The 15,030-nt window shown below is 71.9% G+C and carries 9 protein-coding genes; 5 read left to right on the top strand and 4 right to left on the bottom strand.

Annotated features, from left to right (window positions below; genetic code table 11):
- The first annotated feature begins 38 nt into the window (after nucleotides 1-38).
- Both WMF17_RS42140 and WMF17_RS42135 read left to right on the top strand, forming a co-directional pair.
- On the top strand, nucleotides 39-1,484 hold the full coding sequence (locus WMF17_RS42140; RefSeq protein ID WP_437646569.1) for a trypsin-like peptidase domain-containing protein: 1,446 nt from the start codon (nucleotides 39-41) through the stop codon (nucleotides 1,482-1,484).
- 74 nt (nucleotides 1,485-1,558) lie between these two features.
- Nucleotides 1,559-2,764, top strand: a complete 1,206-nt coding sequence (locus WMF17_RS42135; protein WP_437599192.1) for an exo-beta-N-acetylmuramidase NamZ family protein — start codon at nucleotides 1,559-1,561, stop codon at nucleotides 2,762-2,764.
- A gap of 16 nt (nucleotides 2,765-2,780) precedes the next feature.
- Here the strand turns inward: WMF17_RS42135 and WMF17_RS42130 are convergent, their stop codons facing one another.
- Together WMF17_RS42130 and WMF17_RS42125 are read right to left on the bottom strand one after the other, a co-directional pair.
- Nucleotides 2,781-3,167: an SPW repeat domain-containing protein gene (locus WMF17_RS42130; protein WP_437599190.1), complete on the bottom strand. Its 387-nt coding sequence runs from the start codon at nucleotides 3,165-3,167 to the stop codon at nucleotides 2,781-2,783.
- 425 nt (nucleotides 3,168-3,592) lie between these two features.
- Nucleotides 3,593-4,141, bottom strand: a complete 549-nt coding sequence (locus WMF17_RS42125) for an HD domain-containing protein (protein ID WP_437646568.1) — start codon at nucleotides 4,139-4,141, stop codon at nucleotides 3,593-3,595.
- Nucleotides 4,142-4,775: 634 nt separating this feature from the next.
- Here WMF17_RS42125 and WMF17_RS42120 point away from each other — a divergent pair.
- Both WMF17_RS42120 and WMF17_RS42115 read left to right on the top strand, forming a co-directional pair.
- The gene (locus tag WMF17_RS42120; protein WP_437646567.1) at nucleotides 4,776-6,590 is read left to right on the top strand and encodes an OmpA family protein; all 1,815 of its coding nucleotides are present in this window, start codon (nucleotides 4,776-4,778) and stop codon (nucleotides 6,588-6,590) included.
- Entirely contained in the window at nucleotides 6,587-8,317 is a 1,731-nt protein-coding gene (locus tag WMF17_RS42115) for a DUF3344 domain-containing protein (protein WP_437599187.1), read from the top strand. Before WMF17_RS42120 ends, WMF17_RS42115 begins: the two co-directional genes overlap by 4 nt.
- A gap of 69 nt (nucleotides 8,318-8,386) precedes the next feature.
- On the opposite strand, the gene WMF17_RS42110 is transcribed toward WMF17_RS42115, so the two are convergent.
- Together WMF17_RS42110 and WMF17_RS42105 are read right to left on the bottom strand one after the other, a co-directional pair.
- Complete coding sequence (locus WMF17_RS42110) at nucleotides 8,387-10,222, bottom strand: zinc-ribbon domain-containing protein (protein ID WP_437646566.1); 1,836 nt, start codon at nucleotides 10,220-10,222, stop codon at nucleotides 8,387-8,389.
- 209 nt (nucleotides 10,223-10,431) lie between these two features.
- Entirely contained in the window at nucleotides 10,432-11,829 is a 1,398-nt protein-coding gene (locus WMF17_RS42105; RefSeq protein WP_437646565.1) for a hypothetical protein, read from the bottom strand.
- A gap of 803 nt (nucleotides 11,830-12,632) precedes the next feature.
- Here WMF17_RS42105 and WMF17_RS42100 point away from each other — a divergent pair.
- Nucleotides 12,633-14,948: an SdrD B-like domain-containing protein gene (locus tag WMF17_RS42100; RefSeq protein WP_437599184.1), complete on the top strand. Its 2,316-nt coding sequence runs from the start codon at nucleotides 12,633-12,635 to the stop codon at nucleotides 14,946-14,948.
- Nucleotides 14,949-15,030: the final 82 nt, after the last annotated feature.

The raw sequence follows: 15,030 nt of genomic DNA, 5'->3' as shown, positions 1-15,030 counted from the left end.
GACCGCGGACAGGACCTCTCCCACGCGCTGGAGGAAGCATGAACTCGCGTCGGCTGACTGCATCCCTCGCCCTGCTCATCCCTGCCCTTGGGCTCCCGTCGCTCGCGGGCGCCCAGCCGCCCGCGGCGCCGGCGGCGGCGCCCCTCAGCGCGCCCTCGGCCCCGCAGAAGGCGGCGCCCCCGCCGTCCCGCGCCGCCGCCTCCAGCGCCGGCGCGGCGGACCTGCGCCGCCTCGGCGAGGCCTTCGCCGATGTCGTCGACAAGGTCGGTCCCGCGGTCGTCCAGATCGAGGTCGCCGTCGGCGAGGACGTCTCCTCGCCGCTGCGCTGGTTCCGCGACGGCGGCCAGCGCCGCGGGCTCGGCTCGGGCGTCCTCTTCTCCCCGGACGGCGGCATCCTCACGAACGACCACGTCATCGACGGGGCCCGCGCGATCACCGTCCGGCTCCGCGACGGCCGCATGTTCGCCGGCCGCGTGGCGGGCCGCGATCCCGCGACCGATCTCGCCGTGCTCCGCATCGACGCGAAGGCCCTCCCCACGGCGACGTTCGCCGACAGCGACGCCGCGCGCGTCGGCGCCTGGGTGGTCGCGATCGGCTCCCCCTTCGGCCTCGGCCACACGGTCACCACCGGCGTGCTCAGCGCCAAGGGGCGGGGCGGCGTCGGCGTGAACGACGTGGAGGACTACCTCCAGACCGACGCGAGCATCAACCCCGGCAACTCGGGCGGACCGCTCGTCGACCTCGACGGCCGCGTGCTCGGCATCAACACGATGGTGGTGAGCCGGGGGCAAGGCATCGGGCTGGCGGTGCCGGCGAGCATGGCCCGGCGCGTGGCCGAGCAGCTGCTCCGGCACGGCCGCGTCGAGCGCGCCTGGATCGGCGTCGGGCTGCAGGACCTCACGCCCCAACTCGCGGCGGTGATGCCGAACCCGCCCCGGGCCGGCGCGCTCGTCAACGCCGTCAACCCGAGCGGCCCAGCGGCCAGGTCGAACCTCCAGCCGGGCGACGTGATCACGTCGGTCGCGGCCAGGCCGACGCGCGACGCGCAGGACGTCATCCGCGAGCTCTTCAACCACAACGTCGGCGAGACGCTGCCGGTCGAGGTCGTGCGCGGCGGCCAGCGATACCAGACCCGGGTGACGCTCGCCCCGCGGAACGAGCCGGCGCCGCCGGCGCTCCCGGTGCAGCGCGCGCCCGCCCCGCACCCGGGCCTCGGCCTCACGCTGCACGACGTACCGGCCCCGCGCGGCGAGCGCGGCGAGCGCGGCGAGCGCGGCGAGGGCCGATCGCTCGCGCGCGTGGCCATCGTGGCGAACGACTCGCCCGCCGAGCGCGCCGGCCTCCGTCCGGGCGACGTGATCCTGGAGGCCGACAGCCGCCGGGCGCCGACAGCCGCCGAGGTCGAGGAGGCCGCGCGCGACGGCGAGCTCCTCGTCCGGGTCCAGCGCCGGGGCGCCGCGTTCTACGCCGCCCTCAAGCGCTGACCCGCGCCGGCGCCCCCGGAAAATCCGACGCGGACAAATGGACTACCCGCGCTCGGCTTGGTAGTCAGGGTACCGTGCACATCGGACTCGACCGTCTCCCGGATCTCTCGCAGCTCCAGCGCATCCGATCGGCTCGCCTGGGGGTCCTTGCGCACCCGGCGAGCGTCGATCGCGACCTCACCCACATCGCGTTCGTCCTCGAGCACCTCGGCGTGCGCCCGCGCCTCTTCTTCGGCCCGGAGCACGGCTATGGCGGCGAGGCGCAGGACATGGCGTCGGTGACGAGCGCCGTCGACGCGCGCTCCGGCGCGCGCATCGTCAGCCTGTACGGCGATCGCTTCGAGGATCTCTCGCCTTCCGCGGCCGATCTCGCGGAGATCGACCTGCTCCTCATCGATCTCGCCGACGTCGGCGCGCGCTATTACACGTTCGTCTGGACGGCGCTGCTCGCGCTGCGGGCGGCCCACGCGGCGGGCGTGCACGTCGTGCTGCTCGACCGGCCGAACCCCGTCGGCTGCGCGCTGGAGAGCGTCGAGGGCGCGACGCAGGCGCCTGGATTCCTCTCGTTCGTGGGCCTCGAGCCCGTGCCGATCCGCCATTCGCTCACGATGGGCGAGCTGGTCGCGCTCTTCGCGCGGCGCGAGGGCATCCCGCTCGGCGACGTCGCCTGCGGCCTGCAGGTCGTGGCGGTCGAGGAACATCGCCGCGAGGCGCTCGCCGCCGAGTGGGATCGTCCGTTCGTCCTCCCCTCGCCCAACATGCCGGCGACGGACACAGCGCTCGTCTATCCGGGCGGCTGCCTGATCGAGGGGACGAACCTGTCGGAGGGCCGCGGCACGACGCGCCCCTTCGAGATCGTCGGCGCGCCCTGGCTCGACGGCCGCGATCTCGCCGCGCGCCTCGCGTCCACGGGGCTGCTCGGGTTCATCGCGCGGCCGCTCACCTTCCGGCCCACCTTCCAGAAGCACGCCGGCAAGACCTGCGGCGGCGTCCAGGTCCACGTCACCGACCCGCGCACCTTCCGTCCAGTCGCCACCTACCTCGCGCTCACCGCGTTTGCCTTCAGGCAGCAGCCCGAGCAGTTCCGTTTCCGCACCGAGCGTTACGAGTACGTCGACACGATCCCGGCCTTCGATCTGCTCACCGGCTCTGCTGCGGCGCGCCTCGCCATCGAGGCCGGCGAGGATCCGCTGGCGATCGCCCTGGAGGTGTCGCGCCCGGATCCGGCCTGGTCCGAGGTGATGCGCGAGGCGCAGGCGGCGCAGGCCGCCGCCGGCTGAGCGCCGCCCGCGCGGCTCAACGATCGTAGCGGTCGTAGGGCTCCGGCCGCGAGAGGATGCCGGCCGTGTACCTCGTCGCGAGGACGACGAGCAACAGCGCGAGCCCGGTGACCACGGAGAAGATCCGCGCCGGGCCCTCGGCGGAGAAACCGAACAGCCAGGGCGAGGCGACGAGACCGACACCGAGGGAGGACTCCAGCGCTCCGTGCACCGGAAACGGGATCTTCCTGGCGGCGCCGAACGGTTGGTCGGAGAGCAGCGTCAGGGCGAGGTGCGTCAGGGCGGCGACAGAGGAGACCGCCGTCGGCACCGGCCCGAAGCCGAGCGCGAGCGGCGCGAACGCGAGCAGGACGACGACCGCATAATCGACGTACCCATGGAGTCGCGGAGACAGCAGCTTCATCGGTCCCTCCTTGGAGAGCTCTCGGCACGACGGTGCATCCCATGTGCCGGTGAGCGGCTATCAGCGCGCGCGCAGCCCGCGTCGGGACGCCGCGCGACCCGGAGAGCAGGGCGGTTATTGCTCGTCCGGGACGGCCGGGAAGGTGCTTGTCGTGCTCACCTGATAGGGAGCGCATGGGGGGCGCGCGCTCGAACTGGCACAGGGCGGGGCGTGGGCCCGGCGGAGCTCGACGGTGCCGGCGCGGATCTCCTCACCGTCCATGGTGCGCTCTGGCAGACGGCGGCGACTTCGGCGTCGTCACCTCGTTCACGTTCGAGACACACCCTGTCTCCGAGGTCTCGATCTGCAGGATCTCCTGGCCGTGAACCGACCTCCCGCCCCGGCGGCGGGCCCTGCGCGCGTCGCGCGCTCCGGGGCGCGGGCGCTCAGCCCGTCGACAGGAGCTCGTCGAGCACGGCCTCGTACTCGTCGACGAGCGGGTGCGGCGCCAGCGCTCGGCCCATCGCGCGCAGCTCTTCGAACCTGGCGACCTGCACCTCCCTGCCGCGCTTGAACATCGGCCACGGATCGCCGTGCTCGCGCGAGCAGACGATGATGGACTGGAGGTTGTCTATCTTGTCCGCCAGCGTGATCGCCTGTGCTTCCCAGGGCTTTCCGGGAAACGCCTCGAGATAGAGCCGCTTCCTGTCCTCCCAGGGAAGCGACCTGTCCTGCTCGGTCACGTGGCGGACGAGCGTGGCGACGCGCTCGCCGAAGTGCTGGACCAGCTCGTCGAACGTGACGCCCTGGTCCTCCATGGCGTCGTGCAGCGCGCCGGCCGCGACCACCTCGTCGTCGAAGCCGTGGCGCGCGAGCAGGACCGCGACACCGGCGAGGTGGCTGATGTAGGGGACGTCGGCGTTCGGATACTTGCGCTTCTGTGCTCGGTGCCAGACCGCCGCCTGGTCGAGCGCGCGCTTGAGGAGGATGCCCATCGCGATGTCCCGCCAACCATAGCCGTTCGGCGTCCGGAGCGCAGGCACTCGAACACGAACCGCCACCGCCGGCGGGCCTCGGTCGCGACCGGACCGCGCGCCGCCCGCCCCGACGGAGCGGCGCTCCACAATCCCCGGCGCAGCGACGACCTCCTCCCCGAAGCCAATCGTGGTGCAAATTTCCACCCCACATTGAATCGGTGTTCGGCGCCTCGGGCCCCGCGGCGCGCGACATCGGCTCTTCGACCCGCGTGCGCCGCTCCGCCATCGTGTCTTGTCTTGCTGTGTAGACAGAGGCGTTCGTGAACGGAGAGACATACCTGCTCTGCGGATGTCGCGCCGGCCCTGCCGCCGGGGGACGCGCGCCTGGCGGCGGGCGTCGCGCTGCGCTTCCGGTGGCGGACCGCATGACGTAGCATCGGGTCGTGCCTGCGAGCGGAGCCGCCTCCTTGCCCATCCCGGCGCGGCCACCTCTCGTTCGTTCAGAGGGTCCGGGGAGGTGCGCGCAAGTCCTACGAAGATGTAGCCCACGTCGCTCGTTGCCCAAGACTCCGCAGTTGCCGGCCGGTATACTGGTCCGTGACAGCGGCTTAACTCGTCATGCGAAATTCGCCGACGCAGGGTGTGCCCCCTCATGAGATCTCGGTCTTTCTGCTCGCTGGCGGTCGCGCTGGCCGCCCTCGCCGCCGCGCCCGCCCGCGCGCAGGACGCGCCCGTCAAGCCCGAGGGTATGGCCCTGAGCCGCTTCGTCCCGGCGCCGGCCGGGGACCGCATGTTCAGCGTACCGTCGCCGTTCGCGCCAGGCCACCTGACGCCCCACGTGATGCTGCTGACCGATTACGCGAGCAATCCGCTCGTCCTGCGGCGCGAGCGCGACGGCGCCGAGATCGGCGCGGTCGTCAGCGATCAGCTCACGTTCCGGCTCAACGCGTCGCTCCCGCTCTGGAACAAGGTGAGCTTCGATCTCGACGCGCCGCTCACCGCGCTCCAGTCGGGAGAGAGCCCGAACGGCGGCGGCCGCGAGTTCGCGTCCCCGAGCGGCGCGGAGCTCGGCGACCTGCGGCTCGGCGCGCGCGTGCAGGTCTATGGCACGTACCACGACCCGCTCCAGCTCGCGGTCGGCGCGTACCTCTGGCTGCCCACCGGCGCGGACGACTCGTTCGTGAGCGACGGGAGCGTCCGCGCGATGCCTTACGTCGCCGCCGGCGGCCGCCTGGAGCGGCTTGTCTGGTCGACCTCGCTGGGCACCGAGATCCGGCGCTCCCAGTCGTTCGGCGGCGTGGCGCAGGGGACGATGCTCACCCTGGGCGGCGGCGTCGGGCTCCTCGCCGCCGACGGCCGGCTCCAGGTGGGGCCGGAGCTCAGCACCGCGATGGTGCTCGAGGACATCAGCGCTCGCTCGATCAACGCGGAGCTCCTCCTCGACGCGCGGTATCGGTTCCTCCCGTTCCTGGAGGCCGGCATCGGCGTCGGGCCGGGGCTCACCTCGGGGCTCGGGACGCCCGACCTGCGCTTCGTCGCCATGGCCGCCTTCACGCCGGAGCAGCCGCGGGACGCGGACAGGGACGGCGTCCCCGATCCCGAGGACGCCTGCCCGAAGGTGCCGGGCGTGCGCAGCGACGACCCGCGCAAGCACGGCTGCCCGCCGCCGCCCGACCGCGACAACGACGGCATCGTCGACGCCGAAGACGCGTGCCCGCTCGTGCCGGGCGTGCGCAGCGACGATCCGCGCAAGAACGGCTGCCCGCCGCCGCCGGACCGCGACGACGACGGCATCGCCGACGCCGACGACGCGTGCCCGCTCGTGCCGGGCGTGCGCAGCGACGATCCGCGCAAGAACGGCTGCCCGCCGGACCAGGACGAGGACGGCGTGCCCGACAGCGATGACGCCTGCCCCGAGGTGAAGGGGTTCCGCTCGAAGGACCCGACGAACAACGGCTGCCCGCGCGACACGGACGGCGACCTGTTCCGCGACGACGAGGACGCCTGCCCGAGGGAGAAGGGCTTCGCGGATCCGGACCCCGAGAAGCACGGCTGCCCGAAGGCGGTGCGGGTGACGGACAAGAACGTCGTGATCCTCCAGCAGGTGCAGTTCGACACGAACAAGGCCACCATCAAGCCGGTGAGCGATCCGCTGCTCGACGAGGTCGCGCAGGTGCTGGAGGAGCACCCGGAGATCGTGCTCATCGAGATCCAGGGCCACACCGACGATCGGGGCACCGACGAGCACAACAAGGTCCTGTCGCATAACCGCGCCAACTCCGTCATGGCGGCGCTGGTCCGCCGCGGCATCGACTCGACGCGGCTGACCGCCCTGGGCTACGGCCGGGAGCAGCCCCTCGACGACAACGCGACGGAGGCGGGGCGGCAGCGGAACCGCCGTGTCCAGTTCAACATCATCAAGAAGGCCGCGTACAAGCCGCAGGTCGAAACCGGAGAGGATCGATGAGAAAGCAGTTAGGCGTCACCGGGCTCGCGTCTCTCACGCTGATTGGCCTCACGACCGCCAGCGCGACGGCCGAGCCCAAGCTGCGCGTACAGGTCGATCAGCAGGGCGACTTCGCCCTCATCGGGAGCTCGCTCGGGCAGGAGTGCCGCTCTTCGACGCCGAGGCCCAAGGAGGGCACGGTCGGCGACTGCGGCACATCGATCGTCGAATCGGGGCCTGATCTCTTCTGGCGCTCCGACTCGCCCGCTGACGGCAGGGCGGAGGCGAACCTCGATATCGCCCCGGAGATGGCGCGCACGACGGCGGTGCTGACGCTGCCCGAGGGAGCGACGGTGACGCACGCGTTCCTGTACTGGGCGGCGCGCAACACCGCCGGCGCGGATCCCGACGTCGATCTCCACCACGAGGGCGGCTTCGACGGCACGGTCACCTCGATCGACTCGGTCGAGACGGTGATCAACCAGGGGAAGCCCAACGAGTCGCACAACTACCAGTCGGTCGCCGACATCACCTCGATCGTGAAGGAGAGCGGCGCGGGGGCCTACCGGGTGGGCGGCGTGGACGTCGTCGACGTCAGGAACAGCGACGACGATGTGGTCTTCGTGGCGTGGTGGATGGTGGTGTTCTACGAGGCGCCGAGATCGCCGATGCGCAACCTCGCGCTGTTCGACGGGCTCGACCGGGTCTCCGAGGGGAACTCGCAGCGGGTCGAGCTCTCGGGCTTCAAGGTGCCTGACGCCGGCTTCACCGCGAAGCTGGGCATCGTCGCGTTCGAGGGTGACAACACGAACTCGGGCGACAGCGTGTTCTTCAACCCCCAGAACCCCGGGAAGCCCGACGCGGCCGAGGCGCTGAGCGACGCGATGAACCCCGCGGACAACTTCTTCAACAGCACCCGATCGGCCCTCGGAGAGCCGGTGTCGGTGGAGGGTGATCTCCCGAGGATCGCGGGCACGCCCCAGAGCATGTCGGGGGTCGACATCGACATCGTGGATGTGAGCGCGAAGCTCAAGCCGGGGAACAATCGGGCGACCCTCGTCGCCACGAGCAGCCAGGAGCTCTATTTCCTCGCGGGGTGGGTGACGTCGATCTCCAACTTCGGGCCCGACTTCAGCAAGTCGAGCAAGGTGGCGAGGGACATCGGCGGGCTGCCGACCTACCGCGGCGACGCCATCGAATACGTCATCACGGCGTCGAACACCGGCAATGACGACGCCGTGGGTGCGGTGCTGACCGACGCGCTGCCTCCCGGTGTGACGTTCGTCCCGGGCTCGCTCTCGATCGTCGACGGGCCGAACGCCGGTCCCCAGACGGACAGTCCGGGAGACGACCTCGGCGAGTACGATCCGCAGACGCGGACCGTCACGTTCCGGCTGGGCGAGGGGGCGGACGGCGCGCAGGGCGGCAGCATCCCTGTCGACGGGAGCGTCTCGGTGCGCTTCGAGGTCACGGTCGACGCGGACGCGCCGAACGTCATCAAGAACCAGGCGCGGATCGCCGCGGCGGGCGCGCTCGGCGCGCCGGTCAGCGACGACCCGACCGACGGCAACGGCGCCGGCGCCGGCGCGCCGCCGACCGAGGTCACCGTGGAGCCCGAGGACTTCTATGCTGCCGGGAGCGGCATGTTCGGCGCCTGCGCGACGAGCCCGCGAGGCCGGGATGGGAGCGCCGGCTGGCTCGCGGGGCTCGCGCTGGCGGGGCTCCTCTGCAGGCGGCGCCGGGCGTAGCGCTCCGACGCTGCTGGAGACGCGAGCGGGAGCCCGGCCGCGCGGAGAGCGCTCGGGTTCCGGCCGAGCTCAGTTGATGGTGAACGACTTGCTGACCGCGACCGGCCCGCCGCCGAAGGCGGGCACGCGCGCGCTGCGGAACAACCTGGCCACGCAGCCGCCGACGCTCGTTCCAGCGAACGGCGCGCCCTGAACCTCGGCCGACGTGACATTGCCGCTCGGCGCGAAGGTGACCTTGACCTTCCCGGTGCCCGTCGGCCCGCCGGCCTTCTTGCAGCTCTTGGCAGAGCCCGCTGCCGAGCCGAGCGCCGAGCTCGCGGCGCCGCGGTTGAACTCGCCGCCTCCGGAGGGCGCCGCCTCCGGCGCGGGCTTCTGCGCAGCCGGCTTGTCCGCCGCGGCGGCGGGCGCAGACGCCGGCTTCGCCCTCTCCGCCGGCTTCTCGGCCGCGACGGGCGACGGCTGATCCGGCGTCGGCTCCGCCGCGGCGGGCTCCTCGGCGGCCGGCGCCGCCGTCTCGGCGGGGGGCGGCGTGGCGGCCGCCGTCTCGGTCGGTGTCGGCGCCGGCGCCGGCGTTGCCGCCGGGCTCGGCACCTCGGCGGCGGTGGTGTTCGTCTGCTCCGGCGTGGTCGTGGACGCCTCCTCCTTCGGCGACTGCATGAAGAAGAAGGCGACGCCGCCGATCAGCACGACCGCGGCGACCGCGGCGGCGATCAGGCCCATGCGGCCCTTCTTCGCCGAGGCATCCGGCGCCGCGATCGGGGAGAGCGGCAGGAGCGGCGAGGGCGGCACCGACGCCTTGGCCGGGACCGACATCGACGGCGGTGGCAGCGAGTCCGTCACCGGCGCAAGAAGGGGGGGCGGCGCGAGCATCGGCGCGGAGGCGATCGCGCCGCCACCGAGGTTCAGCAGGTCGTCGTAGCCGGTGCGCCCGTTGTTCTTCGCGGGGCGGCTCGAGGGACGCCGGCCCAGCGGGGCGTCATCGTCCTGCTGCTTGGCCGCGTTCTCGGTCGCGGTGAGCGCCGAGAGCGAGAAGAGGACGGAATTCTCGTTGCGCTCGCCCACCTGACGATCGGCGCCGGGCAGCGGGGCAGGCGCGGCCGACTCGGCGTCCCGCTCGGCGGCGCTGAAGAGATCGACCGCGGCCGCGCGGCCCGGGCGACGCGCCGCCGGAGCAGCCGCGGCGGCTGCGGCCGGCGCTGCCGCCGCCCCGCCGTCCGGCGCCGGAGCTGCCGACGCCGACGGCGCGATACCGAGCTGGTTCAGCGCGCGCTTCGAGTCCTTCATCACCACGGTCCCCTCGGGGCCGAACCTGAGCCCGGCCGGCGCCGGAGCCACGGGGATCGGCGCCGCCGCCGGCGCAGGCACCGCCGCAGGCGCGGGCACCGCTGCGGCCGCGGGCACCGCTGCGGCCGCGGGCACCGCCGCAGCAGAAGGAGCAGGCGTCGCGGCCGCTGGAGCCGCCGCAGCGGCCGCCGTAGCCGACGCCGCATCCGCCTGGGTGGAAAATTGCTCTTTGAGCTCGGGGACGCTGGCGAGCGGCAGCCAGTCGGTCATCCCCTCTTTCCAGACGTAGGTCTCGTTGCTGAGCGCTCCGCGGGCGTACTCGGTCACGAGCTGGGCGGTCGTCATGGTCCGCTCGTCGCCCTCGGCGACGTTGACGGTCCACGTGTCGGGCGCCGCCGACGAGGACGGGCCGCCGGCGTCGAGCTTCGCGTCGGCGTCCTCCGAGAGGTCGCCCTGCTGCCCCACCGTCGCGTCCTGCGACGGGGCCGGGGCCGCCTCATTCGCGGCGTGGACGACCATCGCGTGGTTGCATTTCTTGCATTTGATCTTGACCGTCTTGCCGACGACTTTCTCGTCGGCAATCGTGTACTTGGCCTGGCACGACTCACACGTAATCTTCATGCGACTGGCGCCCTTCCCGTTCCGGCGTGCGGGCATGGGTTCAACGACCACACACGCGCACAATCACGCGGCCCGGTCGGTTGACTGAGGATAGCGGCAGCGCGCGAGACCGATCAAGGAGCCGGCTTTTTTTGTGATCGCCGCCGGCGCGGCGCAGCGGGATGACGCAGCGCGCGCCCATGCCCGCGCGACGCGCAAGGGCGACGCGATCAGTTGAGCAAGAGCAGCTGCGTGCCGTCTTTCCCGCAGAACATCGCCTCGCCCGGATAGCGCTCGCCGCAGGTAGGGCAGATCTTTCCGCGAGCCCGCGGCGCCGGCCCGACCGGCCCGACCGGCCCGGCGCCGCCCGCGGCCGGCGCCGCGAGCGCGGCACCGGAGGACGCGGGCGCATCCTCGGCCCCGGCGCCGCCGCGCTCCCCGCCGAGGGCGCCGCCCGTCGAGGCGGGGCCTTCGAGCTCGCCGCCGGCGCGCCGGCGCCCGCGGCGAAGCAGGATCAACCCCGCAAACCCGAGGCAGGCGGCGACCCCGCCCACGATGGCGACGAACAGGTTCTTGCGCTGGCGCCCCAGGTCCTCGCCCGAGGTGGTGCGCCCGCCGATGGTGCCGGCCGCGATCACCACGACGGCGGCCTGATCGCTCTCGCCGGCCTCGTTGAGCCCGCTCGTGGCGAGGAGCGCGTCGTACCGGTCGGGGCTCGTCACCTCGATCGCGACGGTCACGCCCTTGCCGGCGACGGTCGCCACGAGGCCGAGGGTCCCCTCGCCCGCGTCGGCGCCGAGCGAGAGGGCGCCGGTCGCGTCGACCGTCGCGGCGGACGCGAGCGGCCCGGACGCGATCGACCACGCGGGCCTCGTCGGGAGCGCGCACCCTGCCGCATCCATGACCAGCGCGCGGAACTGGAAGCGCTCGCCCGGCCGCATGAGCTTGCGCGACGGCGTGACCTCGAGGCGCGCCGGATCGCCGGGGGCGTCGCAGGTGCGCGAGGCGGCGGGCTTCTTCTCGGAGGCGGCGGGCGCGGCGGGCCGAGCGCTCGCGATGGGCGGAGCGCTCGCGATGGGCGGAGCGCTCGCCGCGGGGGGCGCCTCGCCCTCGCGCCGGACGAGCGTGTAGGACCGCGTCCTCGTCACGGAGGCGCTGCAGGTCGTGTTCTGGATGATGAACTCGTACTGCCCCGTCTCGACCATGTTGATGCTGGTGTCGGTCGCCTGCGTCGTCGTGGTGACGACCGCCCGGCGGGGGTCGTTCGGCGGCGTCGTGCAGCGCGTCTGCCAGGAGCGCGCGTCGCCGGAGGCCGAGTGCTTGCTGCGCGCGAGCCCGGGCATCTGCTCCCAGCACTCGGCGGTGCTCCACGACCGTCCGGCGCCCGAGATCGAGAGCTCCGAGCCGTGCTGCTGGATCTGCACGCCGCCGCCCGGGGCGCCCTGCGGGCGCGGCCTGGGCCCGCACGCCTCCCCCCACGCGTCGACCGACCACTGTTCGGAGAGCGCGCTCGCGGTCCAGGCCCCGCCCAGCGTCGGCTGGCCCTGCGCCGCGCCCGTGCCCGGAACGACGAGCGACGCGAGCGACGCGAGGAGCAGGGCCGGCGAGGCGAGCAGCGGGCGTCCCACAGCCGAACCCTAGCAGCGCCCGCGCACGGACGGCAGCCGGCAGGCTCGCGGCCTGAGTCGGCTCGCTCGCTCCGTGCGTCCTCGCCCAGGGCGGCGAGGACGCGGACGAGGCGAGAGCGCGGGCGAGAACGCGGCGAGCACCCAACCCGACGCGCGGCAGGGCCCTCCCGACGCAGGCCCCAACACATGAAAAAGCAGCGCGCCTCGAAAAGGGTCTAGACAGGCGAAACAGAGATTCGTTATCTTGAAAAATGGTCCTGTGCGCGCTCTGCATCAAATCTCGTCAGACACCCCCGCGTGCCTGATCCGATCCTGTTCAGCCCCTGGCCGACATGAGGGCTGGAGAGGGCCGCGACGCGCGCGGAGGACGCAGAGCGTGCGAGGTGTGCGAGGTGTCGAAACGCGCCGCCGCACCCGCCACGCACCCATCCCGCGCCCATCAACCCATGCTGCGGATCTCCCTCGTGCCAGCGCTCCTCTTCACGGAACGCAAACGGCCCAAAAGCGTCACCGCACGTCCCAAAATTGTCACTGCGCACCTCGGTGTTTTTCTTGTGTCTCCCAGAAAAAAGATCTGGACACTTCCAGTAGTGAGTTGCTAGTTTGAACACTGTCCCTTTGCGCATCCGCTCTCCGATCGAAGCCAAAGCGCCCGCGTACCTGATCTGATCCTGATCAGCCCGCGGGGCGCAGTCCGATAGGAGCCCGCGAAACCGACCTCGCCTGACCCGTGTGTCATGGTACCTGCCATCCGGATGACGCTCCAGCAATGGTTCACCCGTGAGGACCTCAAGGAGCTACAAATGAAGCAAGTCGCAATCGCCTCATCCGCCGCGCTCGCCACCCTGTTCATCGCCGCCACCAGCCTCGCCAACACCTCTTCGCCATCCCCCACGTGCACCGTGATCAAGCGGGGTGTCCTGGGCGACATCTACAACGCCGAGATCTGGAGCCTTGCCCCGAGCTATCACGTCCCGTCCCCCCATGAAGTGAACACCGGCTACTCCAGCACCGTCGGCGAGAAGCGCGCCCTCTTCCGCTTCGATCTGAGCCCCATCCCCGCCGGCTCGCTCGTCACGTCGGCCAAGTTCTACGCCCTGACCTACACGAGCACGGCCCAGACCGTGTACGTCCACCAGGTGCTCGCCCCCTGGAACGAGGGGGACGTCACCTGGAACAACCTCGGCGGCATCGACCCCACCACGTTCACCTCGTTCGTGCCCAACGTCACAGGATGGAGCTCGGTCGACCTCACCGGGCTCGTGCAGGACTGGGTGGGCGGCGTCTCGCCGAGCTACGGGATCCTCCTCGAGGAGAGCTCCTCCGGAAAGACATCTTACAAAGGCAGCGCCCACACCGACCCTTCGTACCGCCCGCTCCTCGAGGTCTGTTACACGGCGCCAAAGGGCACGATCGGCGACAAGGTGTGGTTCGACGCGAACGCCGACGGCGTCGAGGACGCCTCCGAGCCCGGCATCTCCGACGTCGTCGTCGACCTCTTCGCCGACACGAACTGCGACGGCTCGGCCGACGGCGCCGCCCTCCAGACGACCGCGACCGGCGCGACAGGCGTCTACCGCTTCAGCGACGTCGAAGCGGGCTGTTATGTCGTCGCCATCGACGACGCGACGCTGCCGCTCGGGCACTTCCTTACCACCGACGACGAGCCGCTCGCCGTGTCCCTCGACGCGGGAGAGAACGTGACCGACGCCGACTTCGGGTACGTGACGTACTCGTCGATCGGCGACACGGTCTGGCTCGACAGCGACGCCGACGGGCTCTACGAGCCGGAGACGGGCGAGCTCGGCGTCAACGGCGTCCGCGTCGAGCTGTTCCAGGGCGACCAGCTGCTCGACTTCACCCTCACCGGCAACAGCCCCTACACCGGCCAGCCTGGCTTCTACCTCTTCGACACGCTCTCGGCGGGCACCTACTCGGTGGTCATCACCTCCGACAACTTCATGACGAGCGGTCCGCTCGCCGGACAAGAGCAGACGGCCGACCCGGACGGCGGGCTCGACAACGTCGGCACGGTCGTGCTCGGCTGGGCCCAGGACCTCCTCGACGCGGACTTCGGCTACCAGCTCTCCTGCGGCAACGGCGTCTGCGGCGGCGACGAGAGCTGCTCCACCTGCGCCGTCGACTGCGGCATCTGCCCGCCCGTCTGCGGCAATGGCACCTGCGAGATCGGCGAGGACTGCGGGAGCTGCAGCACCGACTGCGACGTCTGCGCGCCCGTCTGCGGCGACGGCACCTGCGACGCGAGCGAGAGCTGCGGGAGCTGCTCGGACGACTGCGGCGCCTGCCCGCCCGTGTGCGGCAACGACACGTGCGAGGCCGGCGAGGACTGCGGCACCTGCTCGGACGACTGCGGCGCCTGCCCCGCGGTCTGCGGCAACAACGTCTGCGAGAACGGCGAGGACTGCGCGAACTGCGCCGGCGACTGCGGCGCTTGCCCCGCGGTCTGCGGCAACGACAGCTGCGAGGCCGGCGAGAGCTGCCTCGAGTGCCCGAGCGACTGCGGCATCTGCCCGCCGGTCTGCGGCAGCGGCGTCTGCGAGGTCGGTGAGACCTGCGGGAGCTGCGCGGCCGACTGCGGCGCGTGCGCGCCGGTCTGCGGCGATGGAGTCTGCCAGGCGGGCGTCGAGAACTGCTCGAGCTGCGCGGCCGACTGCGGCTCCTGCCAGTGCGCGTCCCCCGGCACCGGCTCCCCCGGCTACTGGAAGAACCACGCGGGCGCGTGGAAGGTCTCGAAGCTGACGATCGGCGGCAAGACGTACACGAAGTCCGAGCTCCTCGACATCATCAGCCGTCCGACCAAGGGCGACGTCACGTACATCATCGCGAAGCACCTCATCGTCGCCAAGCTCAACGTCGGTATCGGCAACCAGTCGAGCTGCATTGAGGACACCATCGCCAAGGCGGATGCGTGGCTCAAGAAGTACCCGCTCGGCGGCAACGTCAAGGACAAGGGTAAGAACTCCCCGTGGGAGATCGGCGAGCCGCTCGCCGAGAAGCTCGACAAGTACAACAACGGCTACCTCTGCGCGCCGCACCGCGATGACCTGGACTGCGACAACGACCGGAATGACCGCGACAACGACCGCGGCTGCCGCTGACCGATAAGCGCCGGCGTCCCTGGGCCAGCGCCCGCCCGAGCGACCTGACTCGAGCGTGACGGCGCTGGCCCCTCCCCCTCCC

It is taken from the genome of Sorangium sp. So ce362 (genome assembly GCF_051519845.1).
Classification (GTDB): domain Bacteria; phylum Myxococcota_A; class Polyangia; order Polyangiales; family Polyangiaceae; genus Sorangium.
The sequence above is the reverse complement of the archived record's forward strand: the minus strand, read 5'-3'. Positions and strand labels throughout refer to the sequence as shown.

Excerpts from the sequence above, each read along its gene's own strand:
- WMF17_RS42140 (WP_437646569.1), top strand. The coding sequence starts at position 39 with ATGAACTCGCGTCGGCTGACTGCATCCCTCGCCCTGCTCATCCCTGCC.
- WMF17_RS42130 (WP_437599190.1), bottom strand. The coding sequence starts at position 3,167 with ATGAAGCTGCTGTCTCCGCGACTCCATGGGTACGTCGATTATGCGGTC.
- WMF17_RS42125 (WP_437646568.1), bottom strand. The coding sequence starts at position 4,141 with ATGGGCATCCTCCTCAAGCGCGCGCTCGACCAGGCGGCGGTCTGGCAC.
- WMF17_RS42120 (WP_437646567.1), top strand. The coding sequence starts at position 4,776 with ATGAGATCTCGGTCTTTCTGCTCGCTGGCGGTCGCGCTGGCCGCCCTC.
- WMF17_RS42115 (WP_437599187.1), top strand. The coding sequence starts at position 6,587 with ATGAGAAAGCAGTTAGGCGTCACCGGGCTCGCGTCTCTCACGCTGATT.
- WMF17_RS42110 (WP_437646566.1), bottom strand. The coding sequence starts at position 10,222 with ATGAAGATTACGTGTGAGTCGTGCCAGGCCAAGTACACGATTGCCGAC.
- WMF17_RS42100 (WP_437599184.1), top strand. The coding sequence starts at position 12,633 with ATGAAGCAAGTCGCAATCGCCTCATCCGCCGCGCTCGCCACCCTGTTC.